The organism is Micromonospora sp. NPDC050276, from assembly GCF_044459545.1.
In the GTDB taxonomy this organism is placed as follows: domain Bacteria; phylum Actinomycetota; class Actinomycetes; order Mycobacteriales; family Micromonosporaceae; genus Micromonospora.
Genome location: NZ_JBITJA010000018.1, coordinates 70991 through 91657, shown reverse-complemented (window position 1 = coordinate 91657; position 20667 = coordinate 70991). Strand labels below are relative to the sequence as shown.

Below are 20667 nucleotides of genomic sequence, written 5' to 3'. Positions count from 1 at the left end.
GTCTACTCGCGGTGGTGCGATGTCATCCCTTGACGCTGCCGGTGAGGCCACCGATGAGTTGGCGTTCGGCCACGGCATAGAAGCCCAGGGCCGGCAGCATGGACAGCACGACATAGGCGAGCACCCGGGCGGTGTCGTCGGCGTACTGGCCCTGGAACGCCTGAACCCCGACCGGCAGGGTCCACCAGCTCTGGTCGCTGAAGACGACCAGCGGCAGCATGAAGTTGTTCCAGCTGGTCACGATGGCCAGCACCGACACGGTGGCCAGGGCGGGACGGGCCATCGGCAGCAGGACCCGCCAGAAGAACCCGAAGGAGCCGCAGCCGTCGAGAACTGCGGCCTCCTCGACCTCGGCCGGGATGGTACGGAAGAACTGGCGCAGGATGATGATGGTGATCGGCAGCCCGAAGGCGGCCTGCGGGAGGATGACACCGAGCGGATTGTCCAGCAGACCCATGCCGCGCAGCAGAACGAACAGCGGCAGGATGGCCACCGCGAACGGGAACATCAGCCCGATCGCGAACAGGGTCACCAGGAACTCGCGGCCCCGGAAGGCGTACCGCGCGAAGACGAACGCCGCCATCGCCGCCGCGGCCACCACGATGAGGGTGCTGCTCGCGGCGATGAGGAGACTGTTGCCGAGCTGCCGCCAGAACACCCCGTCGCTCAGGATCTCCAGGTAGTTCGGCACCCAGGGGTCGGGCCAGCCCAGCGGGTTGGTGGACAGCTGGCCGTTGTCCTTGAAGCCGCCGAGCACGCCGAACCACACCGGCACGACGATGAGTGCGCCGACGATGATGCAGACGAGGTGCAGGACGACACTGCGGGTCCGCGGGGCGCGGCTCGCCGTGGCGGTCATCGCTGGCCTCCCTGGTTGGTGATCGCACCCGCGGTGTCACGACGCAGGACGATGCGCTGGTAGAAGAGGGCGAAGACGAGGCTCAGCAGGAACATGATGATGCTGATCGCGCTGGCGTAGCCAACCTCGAAACGCTTGAAGCCGTACTGGTACATCGTGACGGCCAGGGTCTCCGAGGTGTGGATCGGACCGCCGCCGGTGAGCACCCAGACCATGTCGAACAACTGGATGGTGCCGATGACCGACAGAAACACGCTGATCCGGATCGTCGGGCCGAGCAGGGGCAGCGTGACGTGTCGGAACGCCTGCCAGGCGGTGGCACCGTCGGTGACGGCGGCCTCCGACAACTCCTTCGGGATGCCCTGGCGGGCGGCCAGAAAGAGCATCATGTAGAGGCCGAAGTACTTCCAGGACACCACCAGGAAGACGGCGAACAGGACGGTGTCCGGGTCGGCGAAGACCGTGCCCGCGTCGGCGCCCAGCCACCGGGCCACCCCCTCGCCCAGCCCTCGGTTGGGTGAGAAGACCAAGGTGAACAGGACGGCCGTGGTGACCTCGGAGAGCACGTACGGAGCGAAGAAGATCAGCCGATAGACGGCCCGGCCGCGAAGTGGCTGGTTGAGCAGCATGGCCAGGGCCAGCGCGGCGGGCAGCTGCACGACCAGGGAGAGCACCACCAGCACGAGGCCGCGCCGCAGGTCGCCGCGGAAGGTCGGGTCGCCGAACGCGCGGGTGTAGTTGTCCAGCCCGATGAAGTTCTCCGGCAGCCCGAAGCCGTTCCACTTGTAGAGGCTGGCGTAGCCGGCCACCACGATGGGGGCGAGGACCAACAGCAGGAACAGCGCCAGGGCAGGCGCCAGGAACACGGCGAGGACACCACCCCGGCCTGGCCGGGGCCGGCGGCCGCGCCGTCGCGCGGTGCCCGGCCCCGGTGCCGGCGGATCGGTCGCCGGGTCGCCGCGCCTCGTGTCCGACACGGTCGATGGCCTGGTCATGCCTGCTCCACTCGGGTTCTACGACCGGCTACGGATGGATGACGGGTCACGGTCAGACGGTCTTCGCCACCTGCGTGATGTCCTTGAGGATCGCCGCCGGCTGCTTCTTGCCGGCGATGATCTCGGCGACGCTGTCGTTGATCTGCTGCCCGAGCGCGGGTGCGTACGCCTGGTCGAGGTAGAGCTGGAAGCCGGTGTTCTTGGCCAGCGTCTCCGCGACGACCTTGCCGTTGGCGTCGGGAATGGCCGAGGTGGCGGCCTCGACGGTCGGCAGCACCGCGCCGGTCTTGGCGGACCGGCGCTGGTTGTCGGCGCTCAGCAGGAACTTCAGGAAGTCGATGGTGGCAGCGGGTGCGTCCTTGCCGACGGCGAAGCCGTTGCCGCCGCCGAAGACCTCGGTGGCGGTGCCCTTGCCGCCGTCCACGGCGGGGAACGGGAAGAAGCCGAGCTTGTCGCCGATGCCCTTCTTACTGGTCGAGCTGGAGGCCTGCACAGCCGGCGCCCACTGCCCCATCAGCTCCATGGCGGCGCCGCCGTTGCCCATGGTGGCGGCCTGTCCGTCCGGCGAGCCGTATTCGGCGCCGAGGAATCCCTTCTGGAAGGGTTGCAGGTCGACGAGCTCCTTGAGCCGCTCGCCTGCGGCGGCGAGGTCGGGGGTGTCGAAGTTCTTGTCGTCGACGGCCTTCTGCAGCGCGCCCACCCCACCGATCCGCATCGCGAGGTAGGACCAGTAGAAGTGGGCCGGCCACTTGTCCTTGCCGGCCAGGGCGACCGGCGTGATGCCGGCGGTCTTGAGCTTGCCGACCACGTCGAGCAGGCCGGCCCAGGTGGTGGGGGCCTCGGTGATGCCGGCACGGGTGAAGAGATCCTTGTTGTACCAGAACCCGACCATGCCGATGTCGAACGGGATGCCGTAGATCTTGCCGTCGATCGTGTACGGCTGCATCGCGGCGGGCAGGATGCCGTCGACCAACGACTTGACGTCGTCGGTGAGGTCCTTGACCAGGCCCGCGTCGACCTGCTGCTTGAGCACGCCGCCGCCCCACGACTGGAACAGGTCCGGCGGGTCGCCGGCCTGGGTGGCGGTGGTGAGCTTGGCCTTGAACGCCTCGTTCTCCAGCGGCTGGATGGTGAACGTGACGTTGCTGTGTGCGGTCTTGTACTCGTTGGCCATGGCGGCCCAGACCGGCAACATCGGTTCGGTGTTCTGAATGTGCCACCAGTTGATGGTCTGCGGCGCGTTGGGGTCGCTGGACTCGCCGTCGCCGCCACAGGCGCTCAGCAGGTACGCGCCGGCGCCGGCACCGGCGAGGCCGAGCAGCGTTCGGCGGGAGAGGTGCGTAGTCATGATCCATCCCTTCGGGGACTCAGGGGGTGCTCGGACGCCGGCTGAGCCGGCGGGCTGGCGATCTATGGATCTCCGAAACTTTCAATGCTTCGCCGGTATTACCGATCGATGGCCGGCACGCTACGAGCTGTTTCCGCAACGGTCAAGACCTCTGTCCTATTGCGAAAAGACCGGCTAGCGTAGGCAGGACTTCTAGCAATCCGGGACAGCAATTTTCCGGAAGTTCCAGACAGCCCGTCCAGAGGAGCCCTCGTGTCGACCGACATCGCTAACGTGGCGACCGCTACCCGGTCGATCCGCAATCCCGTCCTCGCCGGGTTCCACCCGGACCCGTCGATCCTGCGCGTCGGCGATGACTACTACCTGGCCACCTCGACCTTCGAGTGGTATCCGGGCGTGCTCGTGCACCATTCGCGTGATCTCGTCAACTGGCGCAGCCTGGGTGGGATCATCACCGAGCGACGCCTGCTCGACCTGCGCGGCTGCGGCGACTCCAACGGGGTGTGGGCGCCCGACCTCACGTACCAGGACGGTCAGTTCCACCTCGTCTACAGCGACGTGGCGAGCTTCGCCAGCGGTTACTGGGATCCTCAGAACTTCCTCGTCACCGCCGACGACATCGCCGGCCCCTGGTCGGACCCGGTGAAGCTGCACGGGCGCGGATTCGACGCGGCGCTGTTCCACGACGACGACGGCACCAGTTGGCTACTGAGCATGAGCGCGGACTGGCGCCCCGGCCGGGACCGCTTCGGCGGCATCGAGATCCAGCAGTACGACCGGGCCGCGCGCCGCCTGGTCGGCAGCCCTCGGATCCTGTTCACCGGCACCCCGGTCGGCGTCACCGAGGGTCCGCACCTGTACCGCCACGACGGCTGGTACTGGCTGATCACCGCCGAGGGCGGCACCAGCTGGGAGCACCAGGTCACCGTGGCGCGGTCCCGGGAGTTGTTCGGGCCGTACGAGGTGGATCCGGCCGGGCCGCTGCTCACCTCGGTCCACCGGCCCGACCTGCGCTTGCAGAAGGCGGGGCACGGCAGCCTGGTCCGCACCCAGGACGGCGAGTGGTACCTGGCTCACCTGGTCGGCCGCCCGTACTCCCCGCTGGGCAGTTGCGTGCTGGGCCGGGAGACCGCGATCCAGCGGGTCGAGTGGCCGTCGGGCGGCTGGCCCCGGATCGCCGGAGGGGTGCCCGCGGATGAGGTCGTCGCGCCCAACCTGCCCGCGCATCCGTGGCCGGCGGAGCCGGAGACCGACCACTTCGACGCCCCCGAGCTGGGCCGGTGCTGGTCGACGCTGCGTCGGCCGGCGACCCCGGACTGGGTCGACCTGCGCACCCGCCCGTCGCACCTGCGGGTCCACGGCGGGCAGTCGCCGGTCGGTCGACAGGCCCCCAGCCTGGTCGCGCGACGCGTCGGCGCGATGCGCTGCTCTCTGGAGACGGTGGTGGAGTTCAAACCGGCCGACCATCGTCAACTCGCCGGAATCACCGCCTACTACAACACCCTGAACTGGCACCACCTCTACCTGACCCGCGCCGACGACGGGCGGACCGTGCTGGAGCTGCTCAGTTCGGACAATGGGCGGCGCACCGCGTACCCCGATCTGACCGTCGATGTCGGCGGCGTCACCCGGGTCGGCCTGCGGGCCGTCTTCGACGGCCCGGTGGTGCGCTTCGACTATGACCTCGGCGACGGCTGGCAGGGACTATCGGTCGAGTTGGACGCGACCATCCTGTCCGACGAACACGCCGCGCTGATCATCGACGGTGAGCCGGCGGCGTGGGGCTTCACCGGGTCGTTCCTCGGTCTGTGGGTGCAGGATCTGGGCGGCGACGGCGTGTACGCCGACTTCGACCTGGCCACCTACCGGGAGCAGTGACCACGCGGACGGCACCCGCCGGGTGCCGTCCGCTCCAGTTCGTCCTACTTGACCTCGGCGGCGACGGCGCGCAGCTGACCGAGAGTGGTGCGGAAACCGTGACCGGACGCGGCCGGGTCCTCGGCGACCAGGCCGCTGACGGCCATGGTCTGCGAGCGGGTCACCGCGACGGCCTCCGCGCCGGATCCGCTCAGGTCGAACACGCCGAAGTCGCCGCTGAGGGTGCGGAACGTCGGGGCCGTCGGGTCCTGGGCGAGGTAGAGCACCACGACCTGGCCCGCCGTGAGGGTGGACATGTGTGCCATGTCCGCCACCTGAGCGTCCAGGCTGGCGAGCGTGATCCGCGCTCCGGCCCGCACGGTGGACCCGGCCGTCGCCCGCAGCACCTCGTCGACCCGGAATCCGGCCGCCTCGACCTCGCCACGGACGACCAGGTCGGCGGCCTCACTGAGCTGCCGCACCGTGCCGTACCCGCGCAGCTTGCCCTTGGCCGGCGGGGGCGTGCCGTCGGTCGGCGGGGTGGCGCTGCTCGGCGCGGCGCTGCCCGGGGCGGGTGCGGCGCTCCGGTCGGCGGCGCCGGTGCTGCCGCAGGCGGACAACGCCGCCGCGGCGAGCACGGCGGCGGCCGTGGCCCAGAGAGACCGGTTACGGCGGAGGTCGACTGCCATGGAACGCTCCTCGCGTCTCGGTGCCGTCCCGGGTCGTCTCGCTCGGAACGCGGCACTGCTTACGCCCTCTATCTGTGCGCGCCCGGCACCGAGTTCCATTCTTTTTCTCGGGCTCAACCCCGCTCGTGCGCGAGCTGGCGAAGCTCGGCCAGCGAGGTGTCGAAGGCGCGCCCCATCCCGGTGGCGTCCTCGGTGCGCAGCCCGGTCACCGACATCGCCGGCGACCGGCTGGTGACCGTCTCCCCGGCGACGTCGAAGATCCCGAAGTCGCCGCCGAGCGGGGCGTAGACGTGCGCCGCCGGGTCGCTGAGCCCCAGGTAGAGGACGGTCGGTTGGCCCGCCCTCCCGACCGACTCCGCCGCCACCGTGATCTCGGCGGACACCGGTGCGTCCGGGGCGTGGTAGAGCACCTCGGCCACCCGGTAGACGGCCCTCCCGTCCGCCACCGACGTCACCTCGCCACGGACCACCAGGTCGGCCGTGTCGGTGAGTTGGCGCACCGTGCCGTACCCCCGGGTCTTGGCGGCCGGACCCGGTGACGCCGGTCGAGCGGCCGGGCCGCTCAGCTCGGGAGACGGGAGCGCCGCCGGGGGCCCGTCGCCGGACCGGACCGCGATCCCTGCGCCGATTCCGGCCGCGACCAGGACCAGGGCGGCCGCCGCGAGCGCGGGCCGCAGCGACAGGCGGGCCCTTCTTTGGGTACGCGGCTCCTGCGCGATCGCCGTCAACAGACGGCTCCGGTGCAGCTCGTGCCGGTCCGCCGGCAGGTCGTGATCACCGGGGTGCGGGGCGATCTCCGCCCACTCGGCCGGGTCCGGCGCGCTCACTGGCTGCCCTCCCGCACGAGCGAGGCGTCCACGACCGGCGGTCGGGAGGCGCGTGGTGGGGCGTCGACGAGGGTCCGCAGCCGAGCGCGAGCGCGCGACAGCCGGGACCGGACCGTGCCGACCGGAACACCCAGCGCCTCCGCCGCGGAGTCGTAGTCGAGGCCCTCCCACAGGCACAGGGTCAGCACCTCGCGCTCGGGTCGGCGCAACCGGGCCAACGCGTCGATGGCGGCGGCGATGCGTCGGCTGTCGTCGAGCCGACCGGCGACCTCGTCGGCGTGGTCGGGCAGGGTGACGTCCGCGGCGAGCAGCGCGGCGGCCACCCGACGGTAGCGGCGGTTGCTGCGGGTGTGGTTGCGGGCTTCGTTGGTGGCGATGCCGAGCAGCCAGGGGCGCAGCGATCCGCCCTCTTCGGTGACCCGCTCCCGGGAACGCCACGCTTGCAGGTACGTGGCGGCCATGACGTCCTCGGCCGTGGCCCAGTCGGCGGTGAGCCGGAACGCGTGGTTGTACACCGAGCGCGCGTACTGGTCGAACAGCTCGGCGAACGCGCCGGGATCACCGGCGCGCACCCGGGCGCGCAGACTCGACTCCATGACCATCTTCTGTCCGTCGGACGGTGCTGGTTCCGATGGACCGGCCCGTTGATCAGTTACGCCCCGACGATAGTCACGGCCGGAACGTCCCGCCAACGACAGCATGAACAGGTCCGGTCACACCGCGCGGTCGTCGATTGACGAGGAATCGACGTACTGGTATCTGTTAATACAGTTTCCTGATGCTCGCGGTGCCCGCCGGGGCCGAACCGCCGCGGCGTGCCACCGACCGGCCGGCGGCCCGCCGCCCCTTCCCCGAGGAACACCATGGTTCACCAGAGAACAGCCGCCTACGTCGTGGGCACCCTGCTGATCGGCGTCGCCGTCGTCGGCTTCGGCCTGCCCTCGGCGAGCGCCGCGACCGCCGGGCCGATCACCGGCCTCGCCGGCAAGTGCATCGATGTCGCCGGCGCCAACTCGGCCAACGGCACGCCGGTCCAGCTCTACGACTGCAACGGCAGCGCGGCCCAGACGTGGACCGTCGGCAATACCGACAACTCGATCCGCGCACTCGGCAAGTGCCTCGACGTCACCGCCGCGTCGACCGCCAACGGCGCCAAGGTGCAGCTGTACGACTGCAACAACACCGGCGCGCAGAAGTGGACGGCCAGCAACGGCGCGCTTGTCAACTCCGGCTCCGGCAAGTGCCTCGACGTCACCGACCGGAGTACCGCAAACGGTGCCCGGCTGCAGATCTGGACCTGTGGTGGCACCAGCAACCAGCAGTGGACCCTGCCCGGCGGCGGCACCCCCACCCCCACCACCCCGAGCGGGACCAACCTCGACGACCCGGCGAAGAAGGACGTCGCCATGCAGCTCGTCTCGGCCGCGGAGAACTCCTCGCTCGACTGGCGCGCGCAGTTCTCCTACATCGAGGACATCGGCGACGGGCGAGGCTACACGGCCGGCATCATCGGCTTCTGCTCCGGCACCGGTGACATGCTCGAACTGGTCGAGGCGTACACCCGCACCAAGCCGGGCAACGTGCTGGCCGGCTACCTGCCGGCGCTGCGCGCCGTCAACGGCACCCCGTCGCACGCCGGCCTGGACCCCAACTTCCCCCGCGACTGGCGGACCGCGGCCAACGACTCGGTGTTCCGGGCCGCCCAGGAGGCCGAACGCGACCGGGTCTACTTCAACCCATCGGTACGCGACGGCAAGAGCGACCAGGTCCGGGCGCTCGGTCAGTTCGCCTACTACGACGCGGCGGTCATGCACGGGTACGAGGGCATGCGCCAGATCCGCAGCCGCGCCCTGACTCGGGCCAAGCCGCCGGCCCAGGGCGGCGACGAGCGGACCTGGCTCAACGCCTTCCTCGACGAACGGGTCATCGAGATGAAGAAGGAGGAGGCCCACTCGGACACCTCCCGCGTCGACACCGCCCAGCGGGTGTTCCTCAACAACGGCAACTTCAACCTGAACACCCCGTTGGTGTTCGCCGTCTACGGCGACCAGTTCCGCATCGGCTAGGTCGCTGGGTGGTGGCGGGGTCGCTTGCACGGAATCTCCATTCGCCGACGACCCCGCCGCACTGCCCCTGCCCCGCCGCCTGATACTTGCCTGGCCGCGGGGGGCCAGCCCGGCCGCGTGACGCCTGCTCGTACCTGCCCGGCCACGACCTGCCGATCGAATCGATCATGTTGACTGAAGATGTCGTACACCTGTTCTAGTGTCGGGGCATGGTTGAGGAGTTGGCGCAGGCAGACGACGCGATCGCCGCGTGCGTCGACGCCCCCGCTTGGACCCTCCCGGAGCACGAGCTGGTCGCCGCACTCGATGCCGCGCATCGCTTGGAGCACCGCCTCGCCGCCGTGAAACTTGCTCTGGTCCGGGAGCTCGACGGTCGCGGCACGCCCCGCACACAGGGAGCCTCCGGCACTGCGGTCTGGCTCAGCGAACGACTGCGGCTGACCGTTCCCGCCGCCCGCCGGCTCGTCGACCTCGCCACCACCCTGGACAGCGGCAGCCCCGGCATCCGACAAGCGCTGGCCGATGGCGCCATCAGCCTGGATCAGGCCCGGGTCATCGCTGACACCGTCGACACCGTGAGGAGGTCGGCCAGTGCCGAGGCCGGCGACAAGGCGGTCGGCGTGCTCGTCGACTGGGCCGGCCAGTTCGACCCCACCCACCTGCGCAAACTCGGCACCCGCATCCTCGACCACGTCGCCCCCGACCTCGCCGACGCCGCCGCCCAGGCAGCCCTCGAAGCCGAAGCACGACGCGCCGCCCGCGACCGGCACCTCACGTTGTCCGAGCAGACCGACGGCCGCCTCCGACTCACCGGCACCCTCGACGCCGAAACCGCCGGCCTGTTCCGCGCCGCCATCGACCCACTGACTGCCCCGTCCGGACCGGACGATTCCCGGTCCCCCGGTCAACGACGCCATGACGCCCTCGCAGAGGTGTGCCGACTCGCCCTCTGGACCGGCGAGTTGCCCGACAGCGGTGGCGATTCCGCTCAGATCGTCGTCACCACCAGCTACGACGGGCTGACCCGGCAGCTGAGCAGCGGCACCCTCGACACCGGCCTCACCCTCACCCCCGACACGGTGCGCCGACTCGCCTGCGACGCCACCCTGCTACCCGCCGTCCTCGGCGGCGCCGGCCAGGTCCTCGACGTCGGTCGACAACGCCGCCTCATCACCGGGCCGCTACGCCGCGCTCTCGTGCTACGCGACCGTGGCTGCGCGTTCCCCGGATGCGACCGACCACCCCGCTGGTGCCACGCCCACCACATCCACCACTGGGCCGACGGCGGCGCCACCAGCCTGACCAACGCCGTCCTGCTCTGCGGCCACCACCACCGCCACGTCCACCAGACTGACTGGGCCGTCCGAGTCGGCGACGACGGACATCCGGAGTTCATTCCACCCGCCTGGCTCGACCCCGAACAGATCCCCCGCCGCAACCATTACCACCGACGAGCATAGGAGCCGCCAGCAGAGAAATAGCACCCTTCGGAGACAACTCGCTACGCAGCTGCGCTATCGCGAATCCGGGGGTCCGGCTGTGCCGCCCGATGACCAGCACCGGCCCGCCCTTGCCCTGGCGGGGGTCGTCCGTCCCCGAGATCGCGGTAAGACTGGCTGGAAGACCGGCGACCCCTATTGCCTCAGGAACGTGGTGACCGCCTGCCGGAAGTCGTGCGGATTCTCGACCCACGGAAGGTGGCCGGCGCCGGCGAGACTCACCCGTTTGCTGTTGGCCAACGCGCGGTGCAGCGAGTCGACGGCCGAGCGGGGCCGGATGTCCTCGGTGCCGTCGATGATCAGCACGGGCAGGTCGAGCGCTCCGCACCGCGCGGCCATGTCGGATTTGCCGAGCTCTTGCTTGACCTCGGCGTTGACAGCCTTGTTGCAGTCATAGTTGATGCCCAGCCACGGCGTGGCCATGCGATCGGCGTGGCGCAGTGCCACGCCGTGGTTGGCGAAGTCGGCCGACGATTGCAGCACGGCCCATTCACGTTCCTCTGCGGGCGTGCGGTCACGCGCGCTGAGGGCCTCCCACCGGTCCAGATTGGGCCCGAGCCGCAGCCTAAGATTCCGCTCATAGTGCGGGTGCCAGCCACGATCGGGATCGATGCCGGTCCCGGACACGTAGATCAGATGGCTGACCCGTTCGGGGTGTTCGATGGCGTACCGCAACGCCAGGTGCGCACCCCACGAATGGCCCAACAGGGCCGTCCGTGGACCGGCCAACTGGTCACGTACCGCGTCGAGATCGGCCACGAAGCGGGCGATGCCGTACGGACCGCGCCGCTGCGAGCGCCCACAGCCGCGCTGATCCCATCGGATGGTGTGGGCATGGTTTTCGAGCAGCCGGGTTACCGGGGCGAGATAGTCCCACAGCCCCGGCCCTCCGTGACAGAGCACCAGAGGCAGCCCGGTGCCGGCCTGTTCCGCCCACAGGCGGCAGTCGTCGTCGCAGCGCACGCCCTGGTCCACATCGACAGTATCGCGTGGCGACTTGACCTGAAGCTCGGGTGAGGTCCTAGCCTCCGACATCGGAGGTACCGAATGAGTATGGAAGTTACCGCGTGGATGTCCCTGCACCACGCGATGAACGCGCAGGACGAGCGCCCGCTGTCGCGCGCCACGTTGAAGCGCATCGCACAGTTCGCGCGGCCACACCGCACTTTGATCATCAGGTTCCTGCTGTTGAGTGTGGTGACGGCGGTTCTCACCGTGGCGGCGCCCGTTCTCGCCGGCCGGGTGGTCGACGCGATCGTCGACGGCGCCGACAGCGGCGTCGTGATCCGGTTGGCGGCGCTGATCGCCGTGATCGCCCTCGCCGAGGCCGGCCTGGGTCTGGTGACGCGATTTCTCTCCGCGAGCATCGGTGAGGGGTTGATCGTCCAACTGCGGACGGCTGTCTTCGACCACGTTCAACGCATGCCGGTGGCGTTCTTCACCCGGACCCGTACGGGCGCGCTGGTCAGTCGACTGAACAACGACGTGATCGGCGCGCAGCGGGCCTTCAGCGACACCCTGTCGAGTGTGGTCGGCAACGCCGTCACGCTGATCCTGACGTTGGCCGTGATGCTGACCTTCTCCTGGCAGATCACGCTGCTGGCGCTCGTCCTGCTGCCCATCTTCGTTCTCCCGGCTCGCCGGATGGGTTCACGGTTGGCCCAGTTGCAGCGGGAAGCGGCCGAGCACAACGCGGCCATGAGCACTCGGATGACCGAGCGGTTCTCCGCACCCGGCGCCACGCTGGTCAAGCTGTACGGGCGGCCGGCCGAGGAGTCCGCCGAGTTCGCGGTGCGGGCCCGACGGGTACGCGACATCGGCATCCGCGCCGCGATGCTGCAGTGGGTCTTCATCACCGCGCTCACGGTCGTGGGCTCGCTGGCGCTGGCCCTGGTCTACGGGCTCGGTGGTCTCTACGCCCTGCGGGGCAGCCTCGACGCCGGGACGGTGGTCGCCCTCGCGCTGCTCCTGTCGCGCCTGTACGCACCGTTGACATCGTTGGCCAGTGCCCGCGTCGAGGTGATGAGCGCGCTGGTGAGCTTCGAGCGGGTGTTCGAGGTTCTCGACCTCAAGCCACTGATCCTCGACAGGTCCGACGCCCGGCCCCTTCCCGACGGCCCGGTCGCGGTGGAGTTCGACGAGGTCCGGTTCGGCTATCCGTCAGCGGACAAGGTGTCGCTCGCGTCGCTGGAGGACGTGGCGAAGCTCGATACGCGCGGCGGCGAGGAGGTGCTGCACGGGGTGTCGTTCCGCGCCGAGGCGGGGCAGATGGTCGCCCTCGTCGGCTCCTCCGGGGCGGGCAAGTCGACGATCGCGCAGCTCGTGCCCCGCCTCTACGACGTCGAGGACGGTGCGGTGCGGCTCGGCGACGTCGACGTGCGCGATCTGTCGTCCGAGTCGATCCGGACCGCGTTGGGGGTGGTGACCCAGGACGGGCACCTCTTCCACGAGAGCATCCGGGCCAACCTGGCGTTCGCCCGGCCGGACGCGACCGAGGACGAGATGTGGGAGGTGCTCCGGCGGGCCCGGCTCGACGACCTGATCCGCGCACTGCCCGATGGGCTCGACACCGTCGTCGGCGAACGCGGATACCGTCTGTCCGGCGGGGAACGGCAACGACTCACCATCGCCCGGCTGCTGCTGGCCCGTCCGCGCGTGGTCATCCTCGACGAGGCCACCGCGCATCTCGACTCCACCTCGGAGGCCGCGGTTCAGGACGCCCTCGCCGAAGCTCTGACCGGCCGCACGAGCGTGGTCATCGCGCACCGGCTCTCCACCATCCGGGCGGCCGACCAGATCCTCGTCGTCGAGGACGGACGCATCGTCGAACGCGGGCGACACGGTGACCTGCTCGCCGCTGGCGGCCGTTACCAGGAGTTGTACCGCACCCAGTTCGCCCAGGAGGAGCCGACGGTCCAGGAGCAACGCGTCGCCATCTGACGTCCAAGTGGTGTCACCGCCCGCCGCGATGATCTCCGTCGCGGGCGGTGACACCGGCCGGTCAGTCGGCGTCGTTGTCGTCGGCGTCGACCGGCTCCTGCTCGGCCTTGACCACCGAACCGTTGTCCCGGTCGACATCCACCTCATGCTCGGTGTCGCCCGCGACGATCTCGACGCTCCACACCGGCCGGCCGTGCTCCTGCTCGGCTTCGACCTCGACGATCTGGCCGCCACCGGCCTTGGCGAGCGCGATCTCGCCAGCGCGCTTCTCGTCGACCGCGCTGCCCGTCGGCGCGCTGCCGGACGATGGGGTACCGGACGGCACGGTGCTCGATGACGTACTCGATGGGGTCGACGGCGAACCGGCGGTCTCCGGCGCGACGGTGGCCGTTGGCGCGCCGGTTGCCGCGGCGAGTGCCGTGCCGCCGGTCCGCGAGTCGTTCGCGGCGGTGACGCCGAGCGCGACCCCGGCCACCGCCAGCACCGCCGACCCGCCGACCGACGCCAGAAGCAGATTGGTGCGCTTCATCGTGGTGTCCACCTCTCCTCGGTTGTCGACTCCGAGGATCGGCCGGATCGGGATAGCGCCGCGCTGTCCGGACGCTGAGGCCGGGTTAAGGCGGTCGAGGGGCGGGTCAGCCGCGCCGGTTGAGTTCCGCTTCCAGCCGCTGGACGAGCGTCTTGCGGTCCTTGCTGGCCCGCTCGTTCCGCAGCGCGCTCTTGAGTTGTCGGGTGTCGAGGCCACGGACCAACTTGGCCGCCTCCGTGACCGACATCTCCGTCATCCGCCCGGCCGTGGTGGCGTCGCGACGCGCCCGCCTGGCCGGCCCGGTGTCGGCGACGTACTGCTTGCCGGTTCGGGACGCTTCGCGCTTCTTCGTGTCGGTCGCCCGCTTCTGGCTCTCCGACATCTCGTCCCAGGCCTTCTTGGGCAGGTAACGGCTCGTCGTGCCGTCCTTGCGGGCCCTGGTGTCGCCCTCCTTGGTCTGCCACTTCTCGTTGCCCCAGCGCTGGAGCGCCTTCTGCCGTTCGTCCTTTTGACCCAGGAATTCGCCGCCGCGCCTCTTGTACTCCTGAGTGACCAGCTGCGACTTACGCGCCGACCACTGCCCCGGCCGGCCGCCCTTGTCGGACGCCTTTACCTCTTCCTTGATCTGCTCTCTGAGCTCGGGTTTCGTATACCGCGCCATGACTGGCAGCTACCCGGCACCGCAGCGCCTATGCGTCCTGCGGCGACGTCGGAGGCCCGAGCCGGAGCAGCACCTGCGCGCCACCGCCCGGGCCGGTGAGGACCACCTCGCCCACCTTGCCCACCTCGCGGGCGAGCCGGACGGCGAACGGCGTGCCGTCGGGGGTGTGCGCGAAGACGTTGCCGAGCAGGGCGTCCACGGCCGCCGTCAGGTTGTCGGCGGCCACACCGACCGGGAGAGGGCCGGGGCGCCAGGTCGAGGGGTACGAATCGTCAGGTCGTCCTCGATGGGCCGCCGTTCGATCCTCATCGCCACCGAATGGGTGGCCACCGCCGCCGTCGCCACCCCTGATCGGGTTGGGTGCCATCCGGCTGGTGGGTGAGAGCATCACCGGCACCCCGGGCGGGGTGCGCGGCGAGGCGGAGATCGAACGGGCGCTCGCCTCGCCCGAGCCGGCGCCCGCCGGCACCACGGGCGTCGGGCCGGGCCCGACAGGCACCGCCGGAGCAGGCACGACGAACCCCGCGCCGAGCGCCAGCGCCGGGGCTCGGCGGGGGTTCGCCACCGACGGCGGCACGGCCGTGGCCGAATGCGGCCCCGGCGGCGTACACCTCGTCTCCTGGGCGCCCGCGCAGGGTTACCGGGTCCGCGACGTGGACCCGGGCCCGGACGACGACGTCGAGGTCACCTTCCAGGGGGCGAGCCGGGAGTACGAGTTGAAGGTGCGCTGCATCGGCTCGGAACCGGTGGCCGTCGCCGACGACTAGGTGTTCTGCTCGCGGTCGGCGTTCCGGCCGAGGGCGACCATGCGCAGGGTCTCCTCTCGACGTCGGACGAGTAGCGCCCCGGCCAGGAAGGTCACCGGCGCGACGAGCACCAGCATCGCCCACTGCGCCGGCACCAGGGGGATGGCGTGCCCCATGTTCATGGTCGAGGTGACCCAACCGGCGAGGACGCTGTCGATCACCAGGGCGAGGGCTGCCACGGGCAGGAGCATGACGACGATCCGTCGACGTACCTCCGGGGTGAGCGTGGCCACCGCGATCACCATGGCCAACGCGGCGGCCGCCAGGCCCGCGACGTAGAGCCACAGGACCAGCTCACTGCTCGCCTCGATGTCATAGAAGACCTGGTAGGAGACTCCACCGCCGACGAAGGCGAACGCGGGGCTGGTGACCCGGTTCGTCACCAACAGCGCGACCATCGCGGCCGGCGCGAGCAGCAGCGCCAGCAGTCGGCGTACGCCCAGCACCGCGATCACCCGGCGGCGCGGCACCGGCACGGTGAGCGCGCCGGCAGCCACCACGGCGAGGGCGAACTGCGGCAACGTGTCCACCACGTACGTCGGGTTGTCACCCGTCTGCGGGGCGACGAGCGCACCCCAGCCGAGCACGCCGGCCCAGGCCAGAGCAGCGGCGACCCAACGCCACCCGACCAGCACCGCGGCGCAGACGCCCGCCCAGCCGGCGACGCCCAGCCAGTCGACGAGATCCGGGCCGCTCGGCTCGAACCCGGGCGGCAGGCTCGGCACGAGGACGAGCTGGTCGAGCAACGCCTTCCCGGCGAGGGCCAGCAGGACGACCCCGGCCAGCAGGCCGGTCACCGTCGCCGCGTCCGCCCAGCTCGGCTCGGTGAACCCCCGTGCGCCCACCCGCAGCCGCGCCCGCAACCCGGCGCCGACCAGATTCCGCACGTCGGCGGCGCCGGGTCGCCGCTGCCCCGGCCGCGCGCCGGCGAGGAGCACCGCCAGCATCTCGTCCTCGTACACCCGACGGTGTTCCCACGGATAGACGGCCAGCAGCCGCCGGTAGCGGCGTTCCAGTTCGTCGCTACTCACGCCGCACCCCCGTCGGTGAGTAGGCCGCCGCGGCGCAGCCGCACCCGGGCGGCGTCCGCGTTGTGTCGCAGCCGGGACGCCTCTTCGGTGAGCCGCCGCGCGCCCAGGGCGGTGAGGCGGTAGTAGCGGCGCAGTCGCGACTGCACCACTTCTTCGCGCTCGACCTCGATGAGGCCGTCGGCGCGGAGCCGGTCGAGGACGGCGTAGAGGGTGCCGGCGCGCAGCCGCACCCGGCCGTCGGAGATGCGCAGCACGTCCTCGATGACGGCGTACCCGTGCAGGGGCGCCTCCGCCAGCGCGGTGAGCACCAGGAACGTCGGTTCCCGCAGTGGAGCCTCAGTCATAGCAGGGAGCATATACCGATAGTCGGTATATGCAAGAGCGGCGAGAGTGGCGCGACGAACGTGGCCGGCACGCATCGCCGTGCCGGCCACGTCATCGGTGGTGGTTCAACTGGTGTACGCCTCCACCTCCCAGAGCGAGTGGCCGTATCCGGTGCCCCGGGCGGTGCCGTAGATCCGCAGGTAGCGACCGTTGGCGCCGAGCCCGGTGTGCTCGTCCACGCCGCCGTCGGCGCCGGTCACCGTCTTCACGGTGGTCCAGGTGGTGCCGTCGTTCGAGGTCTGGATCTGGTACGCGCTGCTGTACGCCGCCTCCCAGCTCAGCTTGACCCGGCCGATCGCGGTCGCGCTGCCGAGGTCGACGCGGATCCACTGCGGGTCGGAGAACGTGCTCGACCAGCGGGTGGTGAGGCTGCCGTCGACCGCCTGGGCGCCGGTCACGTCGGCCCCCTCGTTGCTGGATGTCGACGTCGGCTTGTTCAGCAGCAGGTTGCCGCCGGTCGGGCTGCCGGTGCCGCCGTACACCTCGAACTCGAACAGCGAGTAGCCCCAGGCGGTCCCCCGGGTGGTGCCGAGCAGCCGGACGTACCGGCCGGAGCCGCTGAGCCCGGTCAGGTCGTCCACGCCACCGTCGCCGCCGGTCACCGTGCGGATCGTGGTGAAGGTGACCCCGTCCGGCGACGTCTGGATCTGGTAGCCGCTGCCGTAGGCCGCCTCCCAGGTCAGCTTGACCCGGTTGATGGCGTACGTGGCACCGAGGTCGACGTCGATCCACTGCGGATCACCGAAGGCGCTGCCCCACCGGGTGCCGGCCGCGCCGTCGAACGCGTTGGCCGCGACGAACGCGCCCTCGAAGCTGGACGCTCGCGCCGGCTTGCCCCGGGCCAGGTTGGTGCCCGGCTCGGGATCGGGGTCCGGGTCCGGCCCGGGTCCACCGGGGCTGGTGGACAGGGTGAACTCGTCGATGTCGAAGTACGGGCCGGTGCCCTTGAAGACCAGGAACAACGTCCGGGTGCCGGTCGGGGCGGTGACCCCGCCGGTGACGGTGGCGAAATTGGCGTACCCGCCGGTGGGAACCACGGTGGCCGAGCCGACCAGCGGCCCGGTGGGTGAGTCGACCCGCAACTCCAACGTGCCGCCACCGCCGGCTGGGGCGCCGACCCGCGCGCTGAAGGACTGCACGCCGGTCAGGTTGTAGGGGCGGAACGAGATCCAGTCGTTGTTGTCGACGTAGCCGACCGCCGCGCCGCCGTGCCCCGCCGCCCCGGCGACGATCTGGATGCCGGACGAGTCACCGAAGTGCTCGGCCTGGCGTACGCGCGGTTGCAGTACCGCCTGGGTGTGCGTGGTCAGCGGCGGTTGGCCGCCGCCACCCAGGTCGGTGTACTCGGCGTCGATGATGCCGAAGATGTTCGCCGCCGTGTCGTGCTCGCCGTCGGCCGAGGTCTGGATGACCCCGGTGCAGCCCTGCACACTGCCGAGCTGGTGGCCGTGCGAGTCGTGCCCGAGGACGTAGTTCACCTTGACCCGGGCACAGTTGATCGCGCCGTCCTGGGCGTCGGTGACGGTGACGGAGAACGGCACCGCGTCCCCGAAGGTGAAGGTCCGCCCGTTCAACGGGGTGTTCACGGTGACCACCGGGGCACTGTTGCCGACCGTGACGACCACGCTCGCGGTGGCCGTCTTGCCGGTGGTGTCCCGGACCGTGAGCGTCGGGCTGCGGGTCCCGTTGGTGGTGTACGTGAAGCTCGGGTTCGCCGCGGTCGAGTCGGTGCTGCCGTTGTTGTCGAAGTCCCAGGCGTAGGTGAACGGGTCGCCGTCCGGGTCGAGGGTGCCGGCCGAGGAGAAGGCCACGGTCAGCGGCGCGGTGCCACTGGTCGGGGTTGCCGACACCTTCGCGACGGGTGCTCTGCCCTCGCGGGCGTACTCGATGCGGTAGAGCGCCGAGTTGGCGTCGCCGTTGAACCAGCCGGTCCCGTAGTCGAGCACGTAGAGCGCCCCGTCCGGCCCGAACTCCATGTCCATGACCTGGGTGCCGGTCCACGGGAACGGGTTGATCTTCAGGGGCTGGCCGGTCGAGTCGAGCTTGATGTTCTTGATCCAGCGACGGCCGAACTCGCCGGCGAAGTAGGTCCCGTCGTAGTACTGGGGGAACGCCACGGGCGAGGTGTTGTTCGGGTCGTACCGGTAGACCGGACCGCCCATCGGCGACAGGCCGCCACCGGTGAACTCCGGCGGCGAGCCGGAGCCGCCGTACGGCAACCAGGCCGGGATGGCCGGCGGCAACTGGGTGATGCCGGTGTTGTTGGGCGAGTTGTTCACCGGCCCGCCGGCGCAGTTGAACTTCGCCCCGGACGGCCCGGACGGGAAGGTGTAGTCGTTGTACGCGTCGTTGCGGGCGGTGCAGTACGGCCAGCCGTAGAAGCCGGGCCGGTCGATCCGGGCGAACTCGACGTTGCCCGCCGGCCCCCGGTTCGGGTCGGCGGTGCCGGCGTCGGGGCCGTAGTCACCGAGGTAGACGATCCCGGTGGCCTTGTCCACGCTCATCCGGAACGGGTTACGGAAGCCCATCGCGTAGATCTCCGGGCGGGTCCGCGCGGTGCCCGGGGCGAACATGTTGCCGGCCGGGATGGTGTAGCCGCCGGCCGCGCTCGGCTTGATCCGGAGGACCTTGCCGCGCAGGTCGTTGCTGTTCGCCGAGGTGCGCTGGGCGTCGAAGGCCGGGTTACGCCCGGCCCGCTCGTCGATCGGCGTGAAGCCGGCCGAGTCGAACGGGTTGGTGTCGTCGCCGGTGGACAGGTAGAGGTTGCCGGCCGCGTCGAAGTCCATGTCACCGCCGACGTGGCAGCACATGCCCCGGCTGGTCGGTACGTTCAGGATCAGCGTCTCGCTGGCCAGGTTGATGGTGTTGTCCGCGTTCACGGTGAACCGGGCCAGGCGGTTGACGCCGTCCCAGACGGCGAAGTCGGCCGGGGTGCCGGTGGCGGGCGCACCACCGCCGGGTGTGCTGAGCGGGGGCGCGTAGTAGGCGTACACCCAGCGGTTGGTGGCGAAGTTGGGGTCGGCCTTGATGCCCTGCAGGCCCTCCTCGTCGCCGGTGTAGACCGGCAGGGTGGCCGCGATCTTGGTGTTGCCGGCGGCATCGGTGTGCCGGATCACGCCGTTGCGGGAGGTGTGCAGCACGCCCCGGTCCGGTAGCACGGTGAGGCTCATCGGTTCGCCGGTCTCGGCCGCGCCCTTGGCCAGCTCCACCTGTTGGAAGCTGCTGGTGACGGTCGGGCCACAGTCGGCGTCGACCGCGCCGGCGGCGGTCCGGATGCCACCGAGCAGGTGCTGCCGGAAGTTCGCCTCGGTGTACGACGCGTCGGTGTGCCCCAGGCCGGTGTACCAGGCTCGACCGCCGGAGTAGTTGTGACACCAGGAGATCGGGTGGTCGGCACCCATGCTGCCGCCGGTGTAGGTGGTCTCGTCCAGGGTGGCCAGCACGTGCACGTTGCCCCGGGGGTTGGTGCGGTAGTTGTACAACTCGTCGAACCGGCTCCACCGCTGCGGCAGCGTCGCGGTGGACGGGTGCACCTGGTCGGCGACCTTCACGGTGGCGGTCTGCTCGGCCGGGTGCGAGGCGAAGTACGCCCCGACCAGCCCCCCGTACCAGGGCCAGTCGTACTCGGTGTCGGAGGCGGAGTGCACGCCCACGTACCCGCCGCCGCCGGTGATGTAGCGCTCGAACGCGGCCTGCTGGGCGGCGTTGAGGACGTCGCCGGTGGTGGAGAGCCAGATCACCGCGGCGAACCGGTCCAGGTTGGCGTCGGTGAACTGGCCGGAGTCCTCGGTGGCCTCGACCGTGAAGCCGTTGGCGGCGCCGAGTTGCTGGATCGCGGCGATGCCCGGGGTGATGGATCCGTGCCGGAATCCGGCGGTTTTGCTGAAGACCAGCACGGTGAACGGTGCGGCGCTGGCCGTGGGTGGTGCGGCGACGATGCCGCCCGCCACGAGGATCGCGCTCAGCGCGACGCCGAGCCACGATCTCAGGGATCTGCGCACGGTGGGGTCCTTTCGCAACACGGGACGGCGTGCGCCGATCACGCCTGGTGGTGGGACGAGACATGTGAATGCATCGTTGCGTCCGGGTGACGGGCGCGTCAAGCGCCCTCCCACCATCCGTGAGAGCGTTATCTCCGCAGGTCAGCGGCGACCGCGCCGAGCAAGATCGAATAAC

At 70.5% G+C, this 20667-nt stretch carries 18 protein-coding genes; 5 read left to right on the top strand and 13 right to left on the bottom strand.

Annotated features, from left to right (window positions below):
• Positions 1-22: 22 nt before the first annotated feature.
• The 3 genes from ACIBF8_RS28655 to ACIBF8_RS28645 are packed head-to-tail and all read right to left on the bottom strand — an operon-like array spanning position 23 to position 3202.
• Positions 23-859: a carbohydrate ABC transporter permease gene (locus tag ACIBF8_RS28655; RefSeq protein ID WP_396787035.1), complete on the bottom strand. Its 837-nt coding sequence runs from the start codon at positions 857-859 to the stop codon at positions 23-25.
• Positions 856-1854: a carbohydrate ABC transporter permease gene (locus tag ACIBF8_RS28650; protein WP_396787034.1), complete on the bottom strand. Its 999-nt coding sequence runs from the start codon at positions 1852-1854 to the stop codon at positions 856-858. Before ACIBF8_RS28650 ends, ACIBF8_RS28655 begins: the two co-directional genes overlap by 4 nt.
• Before the next feature lie 52 nt (positions 1855-1906).
• Positions 1907-3202, bottom strand: coding sequence for an extracellular solute-binding protein (locus ACIBF8_RS28645; protein ID WP_396787033.1), 1296 nt, complete (start codon positions 3200-3202; stop codon positions 1907-1909).
• Between the two features lie 252 nt (positions 3203-3454).
• Between ACIBF8_RS28645 and ACIBF8_RS28640 the strand changes: the two genes are divergently transcribed.
• Positions 3455-5080 carry a glycoside hydrolase family 43 protein gene (locus ACIBF8_RS28640; RefSeq protein ID WP_396787032.1) on the top strand — a complete coding sequence of 542 codons (1626 nt, stop codon included), beginning with the start codon at positions 3455-3457 and terminating at the stop codon, positions 5078-5080.
• Positions 5081-5124: 44 nt separating this feature from the next.
• Here the strand turns inward: ACIBF8_RS28640 and ACIBF8_RS28635 are convergent, their stop codons facing one another.
• From ACIBF8_RS28635 to ACIBF8_RS28625, 3 genes are all read right to left on the bottom strand, one after another.
• Positions 5125-5748 carry a hypothetical protein gene (locus ACIBF8_RS28635; RefSeq protein WP_396787031.1) on the bottom strand — a complete coding sequence of 208 codons (624 nt, stop codon included), beginning with the start codon at positions 5746-5748 and terminating at the stop codon, positions 5125-5127.
• 113 nt (positions 5749-5861) lie between these two features.
• The gene (locus ACIBF8_RS28630; RefSeq protein ID WP_396787030.1) at positions 5862-6575 is read right to left on the bottom strand and encodes a hypothetical protein; all 714 of its coding nucleotides are present in this window, start codon (positions 6573-6575) and stop codon (positions 5862-5864) included.
• Positions 6572-7171 carry an RNA polymerase sigma factor gene (locus ACIBF8_RS28625; protein ID WP_396787029.1) on the bottom strand — a complete coding sequence of 200 codons (600 nt, stop codon included), beginning with the start codon at positions 7169-7171 and terminating at the stop codon, positions 6572-6574. Before ACIBF8_RS28625 ends, ACIBF8_RS28630 begins: the two co-directional genes overlap by 4 nt.
• 267 nt (positions 7172-7438) lie before the next feature.
• Between ACIBF8_RS28625 and ACIBF8_RS28620 the strand changes: the two genes are divergently transcribed.
• Positions 7439-8641, top strand: coding sequence for a chitosanase (locus tag ACIBF8_RS28620; RefSeq protein ID WP_396787028.1), 1203 nt, complete (start codon positions 7439-7441; stop codon positions 8639-8641).
• A 209-nt stretch (positions 8642-8850) separates the two neighbouring features.
• Complete coding sequence (locus tag ACIBF8_RS28615; protein ID WP_396787027.1) at positions 8851-10101, top strand: DUF222 domain-containing protein; 1251 nt, start codon at positions 8851-8853, stop codon at positions 10099-10101.
• A 174-nt stretch (positions 10102-10275) separates the two neighbouring features.
• Here ACIBF8_RS28615 and ACIBF8_RS28610 read toward each other — a convergent pair whose 3' ends face one another.
• Complete coding sequence (locus tag ACIBF8_RS28610) at positions 10276-11115, bottom strand: alpha/beta fold hydrolase (protein ID WP_396787026.1); 840 nt, start codon at positions 11113-11115, stop codon at positions 10276-10278.
• A gap of 72 nt (positions 11116-11187) precedes the next feature.
• On the opposite strand from ACIBF8_RS28610, the gene ACIBF8_RS28605 reads away from it, so the two are divergent.
• Positions 11188-13080: an ABC transporter ATP-binding protein gene (locus ACIBF8_RS28605; protein WP_396787025.1), complete on the top strand. Its 1893-nt coding sequence runs from the start codon at positions 11188-11190 to the stop codon at positions 13078-13080.
• 61 nt (positions 13081-13141) lie between these two features.
• On the opposite strand, the gene ACIBF8_RS28600 is transcribed toward ACIBF8_RS28605, so the two are convergent.
• The 3 genes from ACIBF8_RS28600 to ACIBF8_RS28590 form a co-directional block, all read right to left on the bottom strand.
• A complete protein-coding gene (locus tag ACIBF8_RS28600; protein ID WP_396787024.1) occupies positions 13142-13609 on the bottom strand; it encodes a PepSY domain-containing protein in 468 nt (155 codons plus the stop codon).
• Between the two features lie 106 nt (positions 13610-13715).
• Entirely contained in the window at positions 13716-14270 is a 555-nt protein-coding gene (locus tag ACIBF8_RS28595; protein WP_396787023.1) for a DUF5872 domain-containing protein, read from the bottom strand.
• Positions 14271-14298: 28 nt separating this feature from the next.
• Positions 14299-14496, bottom strand: a complete 198-nt coding sequence (locus tag ACIBF8_RS28590) for a hypothetical protein (RefSeq protein WP_396787022.1) — start codon at positions 14494-14496, stop codon at positions 14299-14301.
• 148 nt (positions 14497-14644) lie between these two features.
• On the opposite strand from ACIBF8_RS28590, the gene ACIBF8_RS28585 reads away from it, so the two are divergent.
• Positions 14645-15037: a septum formation initiator gene (locus tag ACIBF8_RS28585; RefSeq protein WP_396787021.1), complete on the top strand. Its 393-nt coding sequence runs from the start codon at positions 14645-14647 to the stop codon at positions 15035-15037.
• Here the strand turns inward: ACIBF8_RS28585 and ACIBF8_RS28580 are convergent.
• The 3 genes from ACIBF8_RS28580 to ACIBF8_RS28570 all read right to left on the bottom strand — a co-directional run bounded on the left by ACIBF8_RS28580 (position 15034) and on the right by ACIBF8_RS28570 (position 20492).
• Entirely contained in the window at positions 15034-16107 is a 1074-nt protein-coding gene (locus ACIBF8_RS28580) for a hypothetical protein (protein WP_396787020.1), read from the bottom strand. The two genes, ACIBF8_RS28585 and ACIBF8_RS28580, sit on opposite strands and share 4 nt — an antisense overlap.
• Entirely contained in the window at positions 16104-16451 is a 348-nt protein-coding gene (locus ACIBF8_RS28575; RefSeq protein ID WP_396787019.1) for a PadR family transcriptional regulator, read from the bottom strand. Before ACIBF8_RS28575 ends, ACIBF8_RS28580 begins: the two co-directional genes overlap by 4 nt.
• Before the next feature lie 105 nt (positions 16452-16556).
• Positions 16557-20492 (bottom strand): ThuA domain-containing protein, encoded by a 3936-nt coding sequence (locus tag ACIBF8_RS28570; RefSeq protein ID WP_396787018.1) that lies wholly within the window; start codon positions 20490-20492, stop codon positions 16557-16559.
• Between the last annotated feature and the right edge of the window lie 175 nt (positions 20493-20667).